General features: G+C 74.6%; 11 protein-coding genes. 8 read left to right on the top strand and 3 right to left on the bottom strand.

All coding sequences use genetic code 11. The annotated features are described in order from the left end of the window. Window positions 1-85: 85 nt before the first annotated feature. Genes AB0G16_RS23995 through AB0G16_RS23985 form a run of 3 tightly spaced genes read right to left on the bottom strand, consistent with a single transcriptional unit; the run spans window position 86 to window position 3,407 of the window. A complete protein-coding gene (locus AB0G16_RS23995; RefSeq protein ID WP_362808903.1) occupies window positions 86-1,498 on the bottom strand; it encodes a 2-oxo acid dehydrogenase subunit E2 in 1,413 nt (470 codons plus the stop codon). Then, entirely contained in the window at window positions 1,495-2,481 is a 987-nt protein-coding gene (locus AB0G16_RS23990) for a transketolase C-terminal domain-containing protein (RefSeq protein WP_362808899.1), read from the bottom strand. Before AB0G16_RS23990 ends, AB0G16_RS23995 begins: the two co-directional genes overlap by 4 nt. After that, window positions 2,478-3,407 carry a thiamine pyrophosphate-dependent dehydrogenase E1 component subunit alpha gene (locus tag AB0G16_RS23985; RefSeq protein WP_362808895.1) on the bottom strand — a complete coding sequence of 310 codons (930 nt, stop codon included), beginning with the start codon at window positions 3,405-3,407 and terminating at the stop codon, window positions 2,478-2,480. The genes AB0G16_RS23990 and AB0G16_RS23985 overlap by 4 nt, the downstream gene beginning before the upstream one ends. A 505-nt stretch (window positions 3,408-3,912) precedes the next feature. On the opposite strand from AB0G16_RS23985, the gene AB0G16_RS23980 reads away from it, so the two are divergent. From AB0G16_RS23980 to AB0G16_RS23945, 8 genes are all read left to right on the top strand, one after another. After that, the gene (locus AB0G16_RS23980) at window positions 3,913-9,759 is read left to right on the top strand and encodes an amino acid adenylation domain-containing protein (RefSeq protein ID WP_362808892.1); all 5,847 of its coding nucleotides are present in this window, start codon (window positions 3,913-3,915) and stop codon (window positions 9,757-9,759) included. Then, window positions 9,756-10,004, top strand: a complete 249-nt coding sequence (locus tag AB0G16_RS23975) for an acyl carrier protein (protein ID WP_362808889.1) — start codon at window positions 9,756-9,758, stop codon at window positions 10,002-10,004. Before AB0G16_RS23980 ends, AB0G16_RS23975 begins: the two co-directional genes overlap by 4 nt. Next, entirely contained in the window at window positions 10,001-11,650 is a 1,650-nt protein-coding gene (locus AB0G16_RS23970) for a class I adenylate-forming enzyme family protein (protein ID WP_362808886.1), read from the top strand. Before AB0G16_RS23975 ends, AB0G16_RS23970 begins: the two co-directional genes overlap by 4 nt. 1 nt (window position 11,651) lies before the next feature. Then, entirely contained in the window at window positions 11,652-13,364 is a 1,713-nt protein-coding gene (locus tag AB0G16_RS23965; protein ID WP_362808883.1) for a condensation domain-containing protein, read from the top strand. Further along, window positions 13,361-14,905: a condensation domain-containing protein gene (locus tag AB0G16_RS23960; protein WP_362808879.1), complete on the top strand. Its 1,545-nt coding sequence runs from the start codon at window positions 13,361-13,363 to the stop codon at window positions 14,903-14,905. The genes AB0G16_RS23965 and AB0G16_RS23960 overlap by 4 nt, the downstream gene beginning before the upstream one ends. Further along, window positions 14,902-16,422: a condensation domain-containing protein gene (locus AB0G16_RS23955; RefSeq protein WP_362808876.1), complete on the top strand. Its 1,521-nt coding sequence runs from the start codon at window positions 14,902-14,904 to the stop codon at window positions 16,420-16,422. The genes AB0G16_RS23960 and AB0G16_RS23955 overlap by 4 nt, the downstream gene beginning before the upstream one ends. Continuing rightward, window positions 16,419-18,506 carry a non-ribosomal peptide synthetase gene (locus AB0G16_RS23950; RefSeq protein ID WP_362808873.1) on the top strand — a complete coding sequence of 696 codons (2,088 nt, stop codon included), beginning with the start codon at window positions 16,419-16,421 and terminating at the stop codon, window positions 18,504-18,506. The genes AB0G16_RS23955 and AB0G16_RS23950 overlap by 4 nt, the downstream gene beginning before the upstream one ends. Next, window positions 18,503-19,885: condensation domain-containing protein (locus AB0G16_RS23945; protein ID WP_362808870.1), on the top strand; the 1,383-nt coding region annotated here is incomplete at its 3' end. The genes AB0G16_RS23950 and AB0G16_RS23945, both read left to right, overlap by 4 nt.

Genomic DNA, 19,885 nt, shown 5'->3' with positions numbered 1-19,885 from the left:
CATGCTCCCATCCCCGGCGGCCGGGGAGCACGTCCGCGGAGCGCGGCCCTCCACGGTGGGAGCCGGCGCCGGGACCGTACCCCGTTCATTGCGCCGGGGGCACCGGCTTCTCCAGGGACGTCCTGAGCGCGCCGAGGAACGCGGCGGCGTCGCGGCCGTTGACGTAGCGGTGGTCGTAGGAGAGGCCGAGGGAGATCACCCTGCGGGTGACGAAGGCGCCCTCGCGGGTCTCCACCGTCTCGGGGCGGGGGGAGGTGAGGGAGAGCGCGCAGATGTGGCCGGGGAAGACGATCGGGACGGCCATGGTGATCGAGGCGTCGGTGTGCAGGGTCAGCATGATGTTGCCGCCCCGCAGGTCCTGCTCCCTGAACGACCCGTTCAGCGCGATGCCGCGGAAGCGGGTCAGGTCGCGGGCGATCTCGTCGAGCGGGCGCCGCCCGGCGTCGCGCACCACCGGCACGTACATGCCGTTGCCGACGTCGACGGTCACGCCCACCTCCGCCGTCGTGGCGCGCCGGGCGCGGCGGCCGTCGAGGGGGGTGGCGAAGAAGAGCGGGAAGTCCTCCAGCAGCCGCCCGGTCGCCTGGACGAGCAGCTCGGGCAGGCCGATCAGGGCGCGCAGCCGCTTGGACTCGGCGCGGGTGAACGGCAGCGCGTCGGTCACGTCCACCCGCATCGCGGTGAAGGAGGCGGGGATCTCCCGGTGGGAGCGCTCGACCACCTCGGCCGTCCGCCGCTGCGCCCTGGACGGCTCGATCAGATCGGTCTCCCCGGCGTTCCCGGTCTCCCCGGCGTTCCCGGTCTCCCCGGCGTTCCCGGTCTCCTCGACCTGCCCGGTCTCCCCGGCGTTCCCGGTCTCCGCGCCGCCCCCGCGCGCGCGGACGCCGTCCGGTCCCGCCCCGGAGGGCGACGGTACGAGCGGGTCCAGGTCGGACCGGCGGATCACCTTCCTGCCGAGCGCGCGGACCTGCTCCATGGAGATGCCCGACTCCTCCATGAAGCGCCGGGCCGGTTCGGTGACGACGGGCTCCCCCCGGCCGGCGACCGGCTCGACCCGCGTGACCGGCGGGGCCGGCGCGCCCGGCGCCGCCGGGGCGGCCTGCGTGACCTGCGTGACCACCGCGTGCCCGTTCCGCCCGTCCGGGAGGGACGGGTCGTACCCGCCGGCGGGGGAGAGCCCGTGCCCTCCCGGGAGGAACGGGTCCTGTCCGCCGGAGAGGGGCAGGTCGTGCCCGGTGGCCGCCGGGCCCGCCTCGGGGACCGCCCCCTCGGCCAGCAGGGTGGCGATCACCTGGCCGGGTTCGCACTCGGCGCCGGCCGCCAGCAGGTGCCGGACGACCCCGTCCAGCTCGGCGGTCAGCTCCTCGACCGCCTTGGAGGTCTCCAGCTCGACGAGCGGCTCCCCGGCGCGCACGGCCTGCCCGTCCTTGGCCACCCACTCCACCAGCACGTACGTGGCGTCGTTGTTGTTGAGCTTGGGCACCCGGACCTCGGTCACGAGAGGGCCTCCACGATCGCGTTCCGGATGTCGTCGGCCTGGAGCAGGACCTCGCGCTCCAGGTGGGGCGCGGCCGGGATGACGCTGTCGGCCGCGCTGAGAAGGCCGATGGGGCGGCGCAGGGCGGGCCAGAGCCGGGGGTAGAGCACCCGCGACACCTCCGCGCCCCACGTGCCGCCCGCCGAGCCGTCCTCGACCACGCACACGTGCCGGGCCCGCTCCAGCCCGGCGAGTTCGGGCAGCGGGTAGAGCCGGGAGGGGATCAGCAGCTCGCAGGCCACGTCGTCCTCCAGCAGCAGGGCGCGCGCGGCCTCCAGCGCCCGGTGCGTCATGCCGCCGTGGGTGACGAGCACGCAGTCGGGCTCGGACACCCCGTCCACGAAGACCCGGGCGACGCCGTCGCGCACCTCGTACGCGAACAGGTCGTCCACCACGCCGCCGGTGTACATCCGCCGGGTGTAGAGGACCTTGTCCTCGAACAACAGGCAGGGCCGCTCCTGCGCGAACATCTCGGCGAACAGCGCCCCGGCGTCGTGGAACGGCGTCATCTCGAACAGCGACAGTCCCGGGACGCCGATGAAGTGCTTCTGCGGGCTCTGGCTGTGGGTGGGGCCGTACCCCCGGTTGCCGCCCGACGGGCAGCGCACGACCAGCGGGATCGGGACCGGCCTGCCGTACATGGAGGTGGACTTGGCGGCGAAGTTCACGAGCTGGTCGAAGGCGAGCGCGGCGAAGTCGGCGAACATGATCTCGACGATCGCCCGGTCCCCGGCCAGCGCCAGGCCCGCGCCGATGCCGGTGATCGCGCCCTCGCTGAGCGGGGTGGAGCGCACGCGGTGACCGAAGCGGGTGGACAGCCCCCGGGTGACCTTGAAGGCGCCGCCGTAGGGGTCGGAGATGTCCTCGCCGAGCAGATGCACCCGGGGGTCGGCCTCCATCAGGTCGTGCAGGGCGCGGTTGAGGTGCTCGGAGACGCGCGTCACCCGCGCTCCCACACCGACGGCGGCCGGGCCGTGACCTCGGCGGCGATCCGCGCGACGCGCTCGCGGGCCCGGGCGTCCAGCGCGGGGAAGGAGTCGGGGAAGGCGGCGGCGTAGCGGGCGTGCCAGTCCTGGCCGGCGGCCAGGGCGACCTCCTCGGGACTCCTGCTGTCGTCGCCCTTGCTGTGCGGGCCGATCCGGTGCGTGACGAACTCGACGACCAGCGGTCCCTGCCCCGAGCGGACCGCCTCGACCGGCGCGGCCAGCCCGGCGCGGATCTCGTCCACCTCGGTGGAGGTCACGCGGTGGTACGGGACGTCGAACGCGGCGGCGCGAGCCGCGACGCTCCCGGCCATCTGCTCCCGCGTCGGGGTGGACTGCGCGATGCCGTTGTTCTCCACGACGACCAGCAGCGGGACCCGCCAGAGCCGGGCCATGTTGAGCGCCTCGTAGACCGCGCCCTCGCCCCAGGTGCCGTCGCCGACGTACACGCAGGCGAGCGCCCCGGTCCCGGCCAGCTTCAGCGCCACGCCCACCGCGACCGGCAGGCTCTCGCCCTGGACGCCGGTGGACAGGAAGCGGCGGTGGTAGACGTGCTGGCTGCCGCCCACCCCCGCGCAGAGGGCGCCCTCGCGGCCCATGATCTCGGCGAGCAGCGCGTGCGGCTCGGCGTACCTGGCCAGGAAGTGGCCGTGACCCCGGTGGTTGCTGAGGACGAAGTCCTCCTCGCGGAACAGCGGCGCGAGGGCGACGGGGATGTACTCCTGCCCCAGGCAGGTGTGGGTGGTACCGCTCAGCTCACCCGTCTCGAAGAGCCTGAGCAGGGTCAGCTCGAAGTGGCGGATCAGCAGGAGGAGCTCCAGATCCTCCTGGGCCGGCGGGAGCGGCGATCTCCGCAGGTCATGGGATGTCGAAACGGTGGCGACCACGTGTGCTCCTGGCATCGGGAGAGAGGGAACACGCTCGGCCGGGCGCGAGAGGACGGCATGGGAGCGCTCCCATACGGGAGGGTAAGAGGCCGGGATGTGAGTGTCAATGACTGGGAAGATGACAGAAAATCAGGAAAGTTAAAAAGTCGGTTTTATCTACCGAAGGGCCCTAACAGCCTGTCTATTAGGCTTTATTGGTCTCGAAAACGATCCGGAAACCTTGACGAATTTGGCGTGTCATCCCTAGCCTCCTCCGTGGGAGCGTTCCCACGCAGCCGTGTCCGCACGGTGGACGACGCGCTCAGGGGGGCGGTCTCGTCCCGCTCGCGTGCCCACGTCGCCCGGCGGCGGAGAACGTCCGCGCCGATCATCACCGCCACCGGACCTGCCCGTCCCCCTGGGACGCGCCGATCCGGCCGGCCACTCATGGGACCGCCCGCTCGGGCGGTCCCGTTCTCCACCGCGAGGGGGCTCCGGTGGTCCCTCTCGCCAGCACGGAGGTGTCGTGACGCGAACCGGCCTCTCACCGGCCAAGAAAGCACTGCTCGCCCAGCGTCTGGGCGGTCGCGTCGTCGCGGCGTCGATCCCGCCGCGCCCGGCCGGCACGCCACCGCCGCTCTCGGCGGCTCAGGAGCGCCTGTGGTTCCTGGAGCAGTACGCCCCCGGCACCTGCGCCTACACCGTGGCCTTCGCCGCCACCCTGGAGGGGGAGGTCGACGAGGCGGCGCTCGGCCGCGCCCTGACCGAGGTGGCGCGGCGCCACGAGAGCCTGCGCACCCGGCTGGTCACCACCGACGAGGGCGGCCCCGCGGCCGTCGTGGACGACGCGCCCCCGGCGAACGACGCGCCCCCGGTGGGCGACGCGTTCCCGGCGAACGGTGTGTCCACGGCGAACGGCACGCCTGCGTCGAACGGCACGCCTCCGGCGGACGGCGCGTCCCCGGCCGGGCCGGGGGCCGGGCCGCGGATCGAGCTGCGGGTCACCGACGACCCCGCCGAGATCGACGCCGAGACCGCCAGGCCGTTCGACCTGGCCACCGGCCCGCTCCTGCGGGCGCTGCTGGTGCGGCGCGGACCGGCCGAGCACGTGCTGCTGCTCACCATGCACCACGCGGTGACCGACGGCTGGTCCTGCGACATCGTCATGGAGGAACTGCTCACCCTGCACGCCGCGTACCGCGAGGGGCGCGAGGCGGACCTGCCGGCGGTGCGGGTGCGCTACGGCGACTACGCGCACTGGCAGCGCGGGCGCGACCACGCCGAGGACATCGGCTACTGGCGGCGGCGCCTGGACGGGCTGGCCCCGCTGGAACTGCCCACCGACCACCCCCGGCCGGCCGAGCAGGGATGGCGGGGCGCCGCCTGCGGCGTGACGCTCGACCCCGAGCTCACCGAGGCCGTCACCGCCCTCGGCCGCTCCCGCGGCGCCACCCCGTACATGACGCTGCTGGCCGCCTTCGAGGTGCTGCTCTGGCGTTACTCGGGACAGCGCGACTTCGCCGTCGGCTCGCCCGTCTCCGGCCGGGACCTGCCCGAGCTGGAGCGGGTCGTCGGGGTGTTCGTCAACTCGCTGCCGATGCGCGCCGACCTGTCCGGCGACCCCACGTTCACCGGCCTGCTGGAGCGGGTCAGGGAGACGGCGCTGGACGCCTACGCCCACCAGGAGCTCCCCTTCGACCGCCTGGTCGGCGAGCTGGGCGTGGAACGGGACGTGGCCCGTACGCCGGTGTTCCAGGTGATGTTCGCCCTGCAGAACTACCGGTCCCGGCCGCTGGACACGCCGGGCCTGAACATGACCCCGCTCCCGGTCACGGTCACGGCCAGCCGCTTCGACCTCGCCCTCTACCTGTTCGACACCCCCGACGGACTGGTCGGCCACTTCACCTACGGCACCGCGCTGTTCCGGCCCGACACGATCGAGCGGATGGCCGCCTGCTTCGAGCGGCTGCTGAGGTCCGTCGTCGCCGACCCGGACGCGCCGATCTCCGAGCTGGAGTTCCTGCCGCCGGACGAGCGCCGCCGGGTGCTGGCACTCGGCGAGTCGGGACCGGTGACGCCGCTGGGCCCCGGCCTGCTGCACGAGGCCGTGAGCGAGCGGGCCCGGCTCGTCCCGGACGCCGTCGCGGTCGTCGCCGGCGACGTCTCGCTGACCTACGCGGAGCTGGAGCGGCGGTCCGACCGGCTCGCCCGCCTGCTGCGGCGCCGGGGCGTGGGCGCCGGGGACCGGGTCGCCGTCCTGCTGGAGCAGTCGGCCGAGACGGCCGTCGCGGTGCTCGGCGTGCTCAAGGCCGGTGCCGCCTACCTGCCGCTGGACCCCGAGCACCCCGCCGAGCGGCTGGCGTACGTGCTCTCCGACGCCGGCGCGCGGGCCGTCGTGACCACCTCGGAGCTCCGCGACCGCGTGCCGGGCGACCTGCCGGCGGTCCTCGCCGCCGGTCCCGACGGGCGCGGGGGAGAGATCGGCGGACCGGACGGGGACGGGCCGGACCACGCGGGCACCTCCGGAGAGGGGCCCGTGGACAGCGGCGTCACCCCCGACGACCTGGCCTACGTCATCTACACCTCCGGGACCACCGGCCGGCCCAAGGGCGTGGCCGTGCAGCACCGGCAGGTGATGGTCTACCTGGCCGGGGTGCGGGAACGGCTGGAGATCGAACCCGGCGGCGTGTACGGGCTGCTGCAGTCCCTCGCGTTCGACTTCGGGATCACGATCTTCTATCTCTGCCTGATGACGGGGGGCGCGCTGCACCTCGTCCCCTCCCGCACGGCCGGACCCGAGCTGGCCGCCTACTTCCGCAGGCACGGCCTCGACTACCTCAAGATCACGCCGTCCCACCTGGCGGCGCTGCTCGCCGACGCCACCCCGGACGAGCTGCTCCCGCGCAAGCTGCTGATCCTCGGCGGCGAGGCCGCGCCCCGGGCCTGGGCGACCGGGCTCGCGGCGGCCGGGCGGTGCAGGGTGGTCAACCACTACGGCCCCACCGAGACCACCGTCGGCGTCACCACCTACCCGGTCGACCCGGGGGGCACCACCCCCTCCGACGCGGCCGTCGGTGTCGCGGGCGAGGGCGGGAGCGGCGCGGTGGGGGCCGGAACGGTCCTGCCCATCGGCACGCCCATGCCCGGCGCCACGGTACGGGTGCTCGACGACGACCTGCGGCCCGTCCCCGCGGGCGTGCCCGGCGAGATCTTCCTCGGCGGCGACCGGCTCGCCCGCGGCTACCTGAACCGTCCCGGGCTCACCGCCGACCGCTTCCTGCCCGACCCGTACGGCGCCCCCGGGGCCCGGATGTACCGGACCGGAGACCTCGGCCGGTGGCTGCCCGGCGGGGAGCTGGAGTTCCTCGGCCGCCGCGACCTCCAGATGAAGATCCGTGGCTACCGGGTGGAGCCGGGCGAGATCGAGGCGGTGCTCGCCGAGCACCCGGCGGTGGCGCACGCGGTCGTGGAACTGCGGGGCGGGCGGCTGGCCGCCTACCTGGTCGCCGCCGACGCGCCCCCGGACGGCACGACTCCGGACGGCACGACTCCGGACGGCGCGTCTCCCGGTGGCGCGGTTCCGGACGGCGCGGAGCTGCGGTCCTGGCTCGCGGAGCGGCTCCCCGACTACATGGTCCCGGCCCGCTACCTCTGGCTGGAGGAGCTGCCGCTCAAGTCGCACGGCAAGGTCGACAGGTCCAGGCTCCCCGACCCCGGCACCGAGGCGCCGGCCGCCGAGTTCGTACCGCCCGGGACGCCCCTGGAGGAGACGATCGCCGCAATCTGGGCGGACGTCCTGGAGGTGGAACGGGTCGGCGCGCTCGACGACTTCTTCGACCTGGGGGGCCACTCGCTGCTCGCCATGCGGGTGATCGCCCGGCTGCGCAAGGAGGGGCCAGGACGGGTGCCGACCGTGCTGGAGCTGTTCAAGAACCGCACGGTCAGGGACCTGGCCCGGCTGCTGGAGAGCGGCGAGGAGGACGCGGGCGGGCTGCTGCACCGGCTCACCCCGGCCAGGACGGCCGCGGCCACCATGGTCTGCGTCCCGTTCGGCGGCGGCAGCGCCGTCGTCTACCAGCCGCTGGCCGACGAGCTGCCCGCGGACTGGGCGCTGTACTCGGTCGCGGTCCCCGGGCACGAGCTCGGCGAGCGGGCCCGCCCCTTCGACGAGGTCGCCCGCGACTGCGCCGACGAGATCCTCGCCGGGATCAAGGGACCGCTGGTCCTGTACGGGCACTGCGGGCTCGGCGTCATGCTGGTCACCGAGATCGCCCGCCACCTGGAGGCGGCCGGCCGCCCGGTCGACGCCGTCTACCTCGGCGGGGTGTTCCCCTTCGCCCGTCCCGGCAGGGGACTGGGCCGGCTCGGCACCCTGATGGACCGCCTGACCAGCGACCAGGGCAGGATCAACGCCCTGGCCGCCGCCGGTCTGGACGTCGAGGAGTTCGAACGCGACCAGCTCAAGCTGATCATCGAGAACCGCCGCAACGGCACCCGGACGGCCGAACGCTACTTCACCCGGCTGTTCGAGGAGGAGACCCGCCCGTTCCAGGCGCCGATCATCTCGGTGGTGGGGGAGCGGGACCCGGCGACCGAGTTCTACCAGGAGCGCTACCGCGAGTGGCGCCACCTGTCCGGCACCGCCGCCTGCGTGGTGCTCGACGAGGCCGGGCACTTCTTCGTGAAGTACCGCGCCCGTGAGCTGGCCGACATCCTCACCGGCACCCACACGGCCATCGCGTCCGGAAGGACCGCGCCGCTGGAGCGCACCGAGGACTCCACCTGGTGGCTCCAGGGCGTCTCCGGGCCGTCCACGGATCCCGCAACGCCGCCCGTTCCCGCGCTCTCGCTGGTCCCGGGGACGTCCCTGGCCGCGGGGCCGTCCTCGGTCGCGGGATCGTCCCCGGTCGCGGAGGCGTCCCCGCCCCCCGCGCTGTCCCTGGTCCCCGGCTCGCCCGCGGGATCGGACGGGTCCGGCACGCGAGCGGGAACGGCGGGCCCCCCGCCCGACATGCGGCGGTTCCTGCTGGTCTCGGTCGGACAGCTCGTCTCGATCACCGGATCGGCGCTGACCGAGTTCGCCATCCCCATCTGGATCTACCTGACCACCGGCTCGCTGGTGAGGTTCGCGCTCTTCGCCGTGCTCGGCCTGGTGCCGGGCATGCTGGTGGCGCCGCTCGCCGGGGCGATCGTGGACCGCTACGACCGGCGCAAGGTCATGCTCTGCGGCGACATCGCCGCCGGGAGCACGCAGCTCGCGCTCGGCGTGCTGCTCTGGACCGGCAACCTGCAGATCTGGCACATCTACCCGCTGCTGGTCTGCCTGTCGGTCGCGCTCACCTTCCAGCGGTTCGCGTACGGTTCGGCGATCCCGCAGCTCGTCCCCAAACGGTTCCTCGGGCACGCCAACGGCGTGGTGCAGATGGCCACCGGCACCGCCCAGCTCATCGTGCCGCTGATCGCGACGGGCCTGATGGCCACCATCGGGCTGGAGGGCATCCTCGTCATCGACGTGGCCAGCTACGTGGTCGCCACGCTGGTCCTGCTCTTCGTCCGCTTCCCGACCGCCATGCCGTGGCGGCGCAGGGAGAGCGTCCTGACCGAGATGGCGAACGGCATCCGCTACTCCTGGGGCAACTCCGGCTTCCGCGGCATGCTCGTGTTCTTCGCGGTGCTGAACGTCTTCCTGTCCCCGCTGTTCCTGATGATCTCGCCGCTGGTGCTCTCGTTCGCCACGCTCGACGACGTCGGCTCGGTCGCGTTCGCCGGAGGGCTCGGCGCCTTCCTCGGCGGCCTGTCCATGACGATCTGGGGAGGGCCCCGCAGGCGCCGCCTGTACGGGGTGCTGCTGGCCACGCTCGCCCTCGCGGTGTTCTGCGTGCTCACCGGCCTGCAGCAGAACCTCGTCGTGATCGGGGCCGGAGCCTTCGGCATGTCGTTCTGCCTCACGATGCTCAACGGCGTCTACGCCACGATCATCCAGGTCAAGGTGCCGCAGCGCTTCCACGGCCGGGTCATCGCGCTCAACACGCTCGTCGCCTGGTCCACCCTGCCGATCGGCTTCGGCCTGGTGGCGCCGTACGGCAGCGCCGTGCTGGAGCCGCTGATGGCGCCGGACGGGCCGCTCGCGAGCACGGTCGGCCTGGTGCTCGGCACCGGCGAGGGCCGGGGCATCGGCTTCATGTACGCGTGCTTCGGGCTGGCCATCGCCCTCATCGCGCTCGTCGCCATGCGGGTGCGGGTCCTGGCCCGTTTCGACCTCGACGTCCCCGACGCCGTGCCCGACGACCTGGTCGGCTTCGAGACGCTGCAGAACCGGGCCCGCGCCAGAACCCGTACGGAAGAGACGAAATCAGAAGAGGTCCGGACATGACCGACTCACTGGCACTTAGGATCGCCGACATGATCTCCACTGCCTGCGACGGGCGGCCCACCGCGGGGGAGATCCTCGCCTCGGACGGCTCGCTGTCCGCGCTGGGCGTCACCTCGCTGGGGCTGCTCCGGCTCATCGACGCCGTGGAGGAGGAGTTCGACGTGCCGCTCGACCTGGACGGCGAGGCGGCCTACCTGGACAGCTTCCCGTCGCTGGTCGGCTACGTGGCCGAGAGGACGGCGTGAGCTCCCCGGCGGCCCCCGGGATCCCGCAGGCCCCGGGGACCGTGCCCGAGATGCTCCGGCTCCGCGCCGCGCAGGAGCCGGAGCGGGCGGCGGTGATCGTCGAGGGCGGCCAGGAGCTGACCTTCGCCGAGTGGGAGCGCCGCTCGAACGCGGTCGCCCACGGCCTGCTGGAGCGGGGGGTACGGCCCGGCGACCGGATCGGGCTGCTCTTCGGGAGCCGCGACTGGGCCGACTTCGCGGTCGCCTTCTGCGCGGTCCACAAGGCCGGGGCGGTCGCCGTGCCGGTGTCCGACCGGCTCGCCCCGGCCGAGGTCCGGCACATGCTGGAGCACTGCTCGGCCTCGGCGGTCCTGTGCGGGAACGGCCTCGTCCCTCCCGGTCCCTCCGGAGGCCTCCCCGGCGGTCCCCCAGGAGGCCTCTCCGGCGGATCCTCCGGCGGTCCTTCCGCGGGCGCCGCCGGGGGTGACCGCTGGAGCGCGCACGTGGCGGACCTGGAGGGCGCGACCGACACCCCGCCGGACGTGCGGGTCGAGCCCGGAGACCTGGCCCAGATCCTCTACACCTCCGGCACCACCGGCCTGCCCAAGGGGGTGGGCGCCAGCCACGCGAACCTGGCGTACGGCTGCGAGACCCGGCCGAACCGCCGCAGGTTCGGCCACTCGCGCCACCTGCTGCACGCGTTCCCGATCGGCACCAACGCCGGCCAGACGATGCTGATCAACGCGCTGGACGCCCGCCCGGCCATGCTCACCCTGTCGCGCTTCACCCCCGCCCGCTTCGCCAGGCTGATCGAGTCGCGGGGGGTGGGCACCGTGTTCGTGGTGCCGGCGATGGCGATCGAGTTCCTCAACGCGGGCCTGCACGAGCGGCACGACATGTCGAGCGTCCTGCTGCTCGGCTCGGCGGCCTCGGCCCTCCCCCCGGCCGTGGCGGCGCGGCTGGCCGCCGCCTTCCCCAAGGCGACGATCACCAACTACTACACCTCCACCGAGGCGGCCCCCGCCCAGACCATCATGATCTTCGATCCGTCCCGGCCGGGGGCGCTGGGCAGGCCCGCCGCCGGCGGGGCGCTGCACGTCGCCGACGCGGAGGGACGCGCGCTGCCCAGGGGCGAGACCGGCGAGGTCTGGCTGCGCTCCCCCACCGCGCCGCGCTCCTACTACCGCGACGAGCGTTCCGGCGGCGGGACGTTCCGCGGCGGCTGGGTGCGGATGGGGGACCTCGGCTACCTGGACGACGACGGCTACCTCCACCTCGTCGACCGGGAGAGCGACGTGGTCAAGTCGGGCGCGTTCAAGGTCTCGACACTCCAGGTGGAGGCGGCGCTCCACGAGCACGCGGACGTCGCCGAGGCCGCGGTGGTCGGCGTCCCGCACCCGGTGCTCGGCACCGTCGTCGCCGCCGCGGTGGTCCTGCGCCCCACCGGGCCCGCGCGTCCCGGCGAGGACGCCGCCGGCCCCGCCGCCGCCGGTGGGTTCACCGGGGAGCTGCGTGCCTTCCTGAAGGAACGCCTGGCCGGGCACGAGCTCCCCGAGCGGGTGCTCGTCGTCGACACCCTGCCCAGGAACCAGTCGGGAAAAGTCATCAAAAGGGAGCTGCGGGGCCTGTTCGAGGCCGCCGCGGCAGGCCGTACGGAGGGCACCTGAAATGTCGCTGCCGCTGATAGACGGATGGGAAAGGGCGTCCTTCGCCCAGCAGGGAATGTGGATCACCGAGCGGACGGGGGCCGGCGGCCGGGCCTACGCGATGCCGCTCACCGTGCGGTTCGACGGCCCGCTCGACGTGGACGCGATGCTCGCCGCCTGCGCCGCCGTCGTCGGGCGTCACCCCGTGCTCGCCGCGGTCCTGGCGGAGCGGGACGGCGAGATCCGGCTGCTCACCGGCGAGGCACCGCCCCCGATCCGGTTCGCCGACCTCTCCGAAGCCGAGGCCCTCTCCGAAGCCGGGGCTCTCTCCGAAGCCGCGGCCCTCCCCGACGCCGCGGCCCTCCCCGAAGCTCCGGGTCTCCCCGAGGCCTCCGGCCCCTCGGACACGGCCGCCTCCTCGGACACGGCCCGGATCGCCGCGGCCCTCGAGGCCGAGGTGGCCCGCGCCTTCGACCTGGAGACGGGCCCGCCGTCCAGGTTCACCCTGTTCCGGCTCGCCCCCGGCCGTCACCTGCTGCAGATCGTCGCCCACCACGCCGTCTTCGACGGCATGTCGAAGGAGGTCCTGCTCCGCGACCTCGCCGCCGCCTACGCCGGGTCCGCGCAGAACCCCCTGCCGATCTCGTACGGCGAGGCGGTCCGGGCCGAGCGGGAGCGGGTGGCCGCCGCGCTGGAGGAGGCCGCGGAGTTCTGGCGCCCGCGCTGGCACGACGAGCAGCGGGTGGCGCTGCCCGGCCCGGCCCGCCCCTCGCTGCGCGCCGCCCCCGGGGACACCGTGGAGCTCCGTCTCGGCGACGAGGTCGCCGCCGTCGCCGGTCAGCTCGGCCTGACCCGCTTCGAGGTGGTGCTGGCCGTCCTGCACACGCTGCTGTACGGGTACGGCAACACCACGGTCGCGGTGGCCGTGGACCTGTCCACCAGGACCGAGGAGACGCGGGACCACGTGGGCGCGTTCGTCAACGAGCTGCCCGTGGTGTCCCGCCCCACGGGCACGTTCGCCGAGTTCGCCCGGTCGGTGCGGGAGGAGGCGCGGGCGGTCTACCGCCACCGGGAGGTCCCCCTCGCCAGGGCCCTGGGCGGGATCAGCCCGCGCGCCGCGCTCACGCCGGTCTCGCTCAGCTACCGGGGACGCTCCGGCGCCGACCCCTCCTTCGCCGGGCTCGACACCTCGGTCGAGTGGTCGGCGTTCAGCGGCGCGGTCCGCAACACCCTGCACCTGCACGTCGTCGACGGTGCCGACGGCGGCGGCGGGATGCGGGCCCACCTGCGGTTCAACCCCGAGGCCATCGGCCGCGCCGCCTGCGAGAGCGTCGCCGAGGACCTGCGCGTCCTGCTGGAGGGCGTCGCCGCCCGCCCCGGCACCCCGATCGACGAGCTCCCCCTGCCCGCCCGCGTCGTCCCGGCCCCCCCGGAGGCCGCAGCGTCCCCGGCGTCCCCGGCGTCCCCGGCGTCCCCGGCGGTCCCGGCGACCGCGCCCGCCGAGGGGGCCGACGCCGGGCTCGTGGCGCTGGTGACGGAGATCTGGTGCGAGGCGCTCGGGACGGACGAGGTCGGACCGGAGGACGACCTGTTCGACCTCGGCGGGCACTCGCTGACCATCACCCAGATCATCGCCCGGGTCCGGGACCGGATCGGCGTCGAGCTCTCCTTCGAGGTGTTCATCGACTCCCCGACCGTCGCGGGCGTCGTCGAGGAGATCGGCCGGTCCCGATGACGGCGGCCGGGCCGGCGCCGCTGCCCTCCCGGACGGTGGAGTTCACGGGCGCGCGAGGCGGCGAGTCACCGTCCACCTGGGGCCAGCTGGCCTTCTGGCGGCTCGCCCGGTGGCTGGACGACGACGACCCGTTCTACAACATGGCCTGGGTGCTGCCGGTCTTCGGCAAGCGCGACCTCGACGCCGTCCTGTCGGTCCTGCGCGCGCTCGTCGAGCGCCACGAGGCACTGAGGACGACGTTCGAGCAGACGCCCGAGGGGCTGGTCCAGCGCGTGGCCGACCGGGGCCGGTTCACCGTCGAGGTGTTCGACACCAACGTCAAACCGCTCGCCGCCGCCAGGGACCTGGCCGCCGCCCTGGCCGCCACGGCGTTCGACCACACCGCCGAGCTTCCGTTCCGCTCCGCCGTGGTGACGGTCGACGGGCGCCCCAGGATGGTCGCGTTCGCCTTCTGTCACCTGGCCGTGGACGGCGGCTCGCTGGACGTGCTGGCACGCGACTGGCGGAGCCTGCTGGCCGGGAACGAGCCGCCCGGACCGGTGTGGCAGCCGATGGACCAGGCCGCCTTCGAACAGGAGGGGGCGGGTGCCGCCCGTGGCGAGCGGGCACTGCGGTACTGGCGCACGCAACTGGAGCGGGCGCCCAGGACCATGTTCGACTTCCCCCGTACGACGCCGGAGAAGCCGCGCTTCATCCGGCTCGGCATGGAGTCGGCCGCCACGGCGGCCGCGACCGAGGCACTGGCGGCGCGCTGGTCGGTGAGCACGTCCACCGTGCTGACCACGGCGGGCGCGGTGCTGCTGAGCGCGCTCACCGGGCACCGCCGGATGGTCATGCAGCTCGTCGTGGCCAACCGGCACGACCCCCGGGTGTCGGGCATGGCGGGCACCTCGGCGCAGGACGGGCTCTTCGTCCTCGACCTGCCGGAGGGGACGTTCGCCGACGCCACCCGCGCCGGGCACCGGCAGGCGCTGACCGCCTACCGGCACGCCCAGTACGACGCGTACCGGATGATGGCGCTGCGCGAGGAGATCGGCCGCGAGCGCGGCGGGCCGATGGACCTGTCGGCCTACTTCAACGACGCCAGGACCATCACCGACTGGCCGCACCTGCCCGCGGTGGACCCGCCGGGCGATCCGGCCGCGATCGCCGCCCTCACCGGGCGGACCAGGGTCTTCCACGTCGACGCCTGGGACCAGGTGGACGCCACGGCCATGTTCTCCACCGGCCCCGCCACCGACGTCTGCCAGCTCTACCTGCTGGTCGACACGGCCTACGTGCCGCGTTCCACGACCCACACGCTGCTGCTCGGCATGGAGACCCTGCTCGTCACCGCCGTGGCCCGGGACGTCACGCTCGCCGAGATCGCCGACCTGTGCGGCATCACGCCGGTGGAGCGTCCCGCCGTGACCGGGGAGCGTCCCGCCGCGACCGGGGAAGGGCCCGCGGCGACCGGGGAGCACCCGGACGCGCCGGACGCGGGTCCGGTGGAGGCCGGGCGGGCGACCGCCGTGCCCGCGGCACCGGGAGGCGGCCGGTGACCGCGGAGGAGCAGGCGCCGCAGGACCCGCACGCGGCGCTGCTCGCCCGGCTGGTGCGGCTCCCCCCCGAACGGCGCAGGGCGCTGCTGAGGGAGATCCGTAAGCGGGGCGGGAACGATCCCGGCGAGACGGCGGAGGACACGGCCGGGAGCACGGCCGCCGGCACCGGCAGCACCGCCGGCACCGCCGGCACCGTCGAGGCCGGTGAGAGCCGGCCGCTCTCGTTCGGGCAGGAACGCCTGTGGTTCCTCAGCCGGTTCTATCCCGAGGACACCACGTACCACACCCCCTGGTGCGTGCGGCTGCGCGGGCCGGTCGACGCCGACGCGATCGCCGCGGCCTTCACCCGCGTCGTCGAGCGGCACCACGTGCTGCGCACCCGCTACCTGCTGGCCGGTGACAGCCCCGTCCAGGTCGTCGTGCCCGCCGCGCCGGTGACGGTGGAACGGGCGGACGTCGCCGGCGACCCCGACCCCGCCGTGGTGGAGTTCGTCAACCGGCCGTTCGACCTGGAGCACGGCCCGCCGCTGCGGGTCGCGCTGCTGCGGCTGGGCGAGGACGACGTCCTGCTCTGCATCGTGCTGCACCACATCGTCGTGGACGGCTGGTCGCTGGACGTCCTCATGCGGGAGGTGACCGAGTGCTACGCCGCCCACCGGGAGGGCAGGCCGCCGCGGCTCGAGGAGCTTCCCACCCAGTACCCGCTGGTGGCCCAGGAGGAAAGGCGCCGCGCCGAACGCGGTGAGGACGCCTCGCACCTGGAGCACTGGACCAGGACGCTCGCCGGGGTACCCTCCCTCGACATCCCCCCGGACCACCCGCGTCCGGCCCGCTGGAGCGGGCGCGGCGCGCAGGAGGGCCTGCTCGTGCCCGACGAGACGATCACCCGGCTGGAGGAGGTCGCCAGGGCGGCGCGCTGCACGCTCTTCATCGCGCTGCTCGCCGCCTACCAGGTGACGCTGGGCGGGGCCTCCGGGCAGGACGACTTCTGCGTCGGGGTGCCGGTCGCCGGCCGCGACCGGACCGAGATCGAGCCGCTCATCGGCTACTTCGCGACCACCATGGTGATGCGCGCCGACCTGTCCGGCGACCCCACCTTCCGCGAGCTGCTCAAGCGCACCCGGCTGGCGCTCTTCAGGGGGCTGCAGCACGCCGGGACGCCGTTCGAGCGGATCCTCGGCGCGCTGCGCCTGCCCCGCGACCTGGGCAGGCCGCCGCTCTACCAGGCCATGTTCAACCTGCACAACCTGCCCAAGGGCCACCTGCTGAACACCACGATGGGCGACCTGTCGGCCGAGTCCCGTCCCGTCCCCTCGGTCGGCCGTACCAAGGCCGAGGTGTCCGTGGACGCCTGGCGGGGGCCCGAGGGCCTCGGCGGTGTCCTCGACTACAGCAGTGACCTGTTCTCCGCCGAGACCGCGCGGCGCCTGACCCGGTCCTTCACCGGCGTGGTGGAGCGTGCCGGGGCCGACCCGGATCTCCGGCTGTCCGACCTGAGAGGTACAACACCGTGGTGACGACCGTGCCGACCCTGCCACCGACGCCGAACCCGTCCCCGAACCCGTCCCCGGAGCCGACGTCGCGGGCGACCCCGGCGGCGACCCCGATGTGGTCCCCGCGACCCGGGTCCGGCCCGGCGCCCGCGCCGGACGCGGTGGCCGTCAGCGGCCCCGGGGGCGAGCTGACCTACCGGGAGCTGTACCGGCGGGTCGACGACCTCGCCGCCGTGCTGCGCGAACGGGGCGTGGGCCCCGAGGTGCCGGTCGGGCTGTGCATGGAACGGACCACGGGGATGGTCGTCGCGCTCCTGGCGGTCTGGGCCGCGGGCGGCGCCTACGTCCCGCTGGACCCGGCCTTCCCCGAGGACAGGCTGCGCCTGATGCGCGAGGACGCCGGGATCGGCCTGGTGCTGACCCAGCCCGGCGTGGACCGGCGACTGACGGCCGGCGTCCCCCACGTGCTCTCCCTCACGGCCGGCGGCGAGGTCCCGCCCACGCGGGGGGGAGCCGCCCCGCCCGCAGCGGGCGCCACCACCCCGCTGGCGGCCGGTGACGGCGCCCCGACCGCATCGCGTGGCGGCACCCCGCCCGGACCCGTTCCGGCCCTGTCCGGTCCGGTTCCCGCTCCGTCCGGGCCGGTGCACGCCGCGCTCGCCGCCGCCGGCCGGGACGGGCTGGCGTACGTGATCTACACCTCGGGTTCCACCGGCCGCCCCAAGGGCGTGGAGGTGCCCAGGGGCGCGGTGGCGAACCTGCTCGCCTCGTTCGCCGACCGGCCGGGACTCCTCCCCGGGGACCGCTGGCTCGCCGTCACCACCCTGTCGTTCGACATCTCCGTGCTGGAACTGCTGCTGCCCCTGGCGTGCGGGGCGCGGGTCGTGGTGGCCTCCGCCGAGCAGGCCGCCGACGGCCCGGCCCTGCGGGCACTGGCGCTCGCCGAGCGGATCACGGTCATGCAGGCCACCCCGGCGACCTGGCGCATCCTGCTGGAGGCCGGGGGCGTTCCGGAGACGATCCGCCTGCGGCTCTGCGGGGGAGAGGCGCTGCCCCGCGACCTCGCCGACGCGCTCCTGGCCCCCGGCGCGGACCTGTGGAACGTGTACGGGCCGACCGAGACGACCGTGTGGTCCACCGCCGGGATCGTCGGGCCCCCCTCGGCCGGGATCGACCTGGGAGAGGCGATCGCCCGGACGTCCCTGTACGTCCTCGACGACCGCGGCCTGCCGGTGCCCGGCGGCGAGGCGGGCGAGTTGCACATCGGCGGCGCCGGTCTGGCCCGCGGCTACCGCGCGATGCCCGCCCGGACCGCGGACCGGTTCCTGCCCGACCCCTTCGCCGGTCGCCCCGGCGCCCGCATGTACGCCACCGGGGACCTGGTCAGGAACACCCCGGACGGCCGCCTGGAGTACCTGGGCCGGGCGGACCGCCAGGTCAAGATCAGGGGCTTCCGCATCGAGCTCGGCGAGATCGAGACCGTGCTGCGCTCGGCGGAGCGCGTGCGCCAGGCCGCCGCGGGCGTCTGCGACGGCCCGGACGGCCTGCCGAGGCTGGTGGCGTACGTGGTCCCCGCGCCCGCCCCGGCGCCCGCGCCGGAGGGACTGTGGGAGGCGATTCGCGGCAGGCTCCGGGAGAGCCTGCCCGAGTACATGGTCCCCGCGCACCTCGTCACGCTCGACGCCCTGCCGCTGACCCCGAACGGGAAACTCGACCGCGCGGCGCTCCCCGCGCCCGACTGGGCGGCGTCGCCGACGACCCCCTACCGGGCGCCCTCGACCCCCGTCGAGGACGAGCTCGCCGCGATGTGGGCCGAGGTGCTGGGGGTGGACCGGCCGATCGGCGTCGACGACGACTTCTTCGAGCTCGGCGGGCACTCCCTGACCGCCGCCCAGATCATCGCCAGGGTGCAGTCGCGCTTCGGGGCCGCCGTGCCGATCGTGCTCCTCTTCGAGCATCCGACCGTCGCCGGGCTCGCCCGGTGCCTGGACGACCTGGACGACGACGACCTGGACCTCGCAGAGATCGCCGCGCTGCGCGACCAGCTCGACGGGCTCGACGCCGAGGAACTGGCCGCCGTCTTCGACGAACTGGCGCCGGGCTCGTGAGGGCGCCCCTGTCCCCGGCGCAGGAGCGGCTCTGGCTCCTGCAGCGTCTCGACCCGGGCAACGCCTCCTACAACGTGTACCTCGTCCGCCGGATCGAGGGCCCGCTGGAGCGGCCCGCGCTGCTGCTCGCGCTCGGCGACGTCCTGACCCGGCACGAGAGCCCGCGCACCCGGTTCACCGAGGAGGAGGGCGTTCCCTGGGCCGTGGTGGAGCCCGCTCCGCCCGCGGTGCGATGGCTGGAGGCCGACGGCCGCGCCGAAGCGGAACGCCTGGTGGCCGAGCGGGTCAACGCCCCGTTCGACCTGGAGGACGGGCCGCCGCTGCGCGTCGCGGTGATCCGGATCGCCGAGGACGAGCACGTGCTCTGCCTCACGATGCACCACATCGTCGCGGACGGCTGGTCGCTCAACGTCCTCCTCGACGACCTGGCCGACTGCTACACCGCCCGGCTGGCCGGGACCGAGCCCCGGCTGCGCCCGCTGCCCGTGCAGGCGAGCGACTACGCCCGGTGGCAGCGGCGCAGGGCCGGGCGGGCGGTGCCGTACTGGCGCGAGAAGCTCGCCTCCCCGCCGGCGTCGGAGCTGCCGTTCCGGCGCGGCGGGCAGGGCGGCGGACGCGGCCAGACGCAGCGCGTCCGCCTGCCCGCGGCCACCGCGCGCAGGCTGGAGTCGCTGGCCGCCGAGCACCGCACCACCCTGTTCACGGTGCTGGTGGCGGCCTACCAGACGCTGCTGCTGCGGCACACCGGGCAGGACGACGTCCTGGTCGGCACCGTCGTCGCGGGCCGCGACCGGGTCGAGCTGGAGCCGATGGTCGGGTACGTCTCCCAGACGCTGATCCTGCGCGGCGACCTGTCGGGCGACCCGCCTTTCACCGCGCTGATCGGCCGCACCCGCGGCGAGGTCCTCGGCGCGCTGGGCAACCCGGCGGTCCCCTTCGAGCAGCTCAGCCACCCCGCCGAGTCGCTGCTGCCCTCCATGCTCATCCTGCACACCCAGGACACCGGTCCCCGGCGGCCCTTCGGCGACCTGACCGTGACCGACGCCGACGCCGGTTTCCAGCAGGCCAAGGTGGACCTCCTCGTCGAGGCGTGGGCCGACGAGAACGGCCTGGAGCTGTCCTTCTGCCACGACACGGCCCTGTTCGACACGGCGGAGATCGCCCGGCTGGCCGCACGGTTCGCCGTCCTGCTCGGATCCGTCGCGGCGCGGCCGGACGCCCCGCTGTCGGCCCTGCCGGTCTGGACCGGCGCCGACCACGCCGACGTCGACACCCTGGCGACCGGCCCCCTCCCGGCCTCCCCGGACGTCGTCCCGGTCCCTTCGGACGTCGTCCCGGTCCCTTCGGACGTCGTCCCGGTCCCTTCGGACGTCGTCCCG

This window comes from Streptosporangium sp. NPDC023615 (genome assembly GCF_040640155.1).
Classification (GTDB): Bacteria; Actinomycetota; Actinomycetes; order Streptosporangiales; family Streptosporangiaceae; genus Streptosporangium.
Note: the sequence above shows the minus strand (reverse complement) of the source record. Positions and strands in the feature narration are given on the sequence as shown.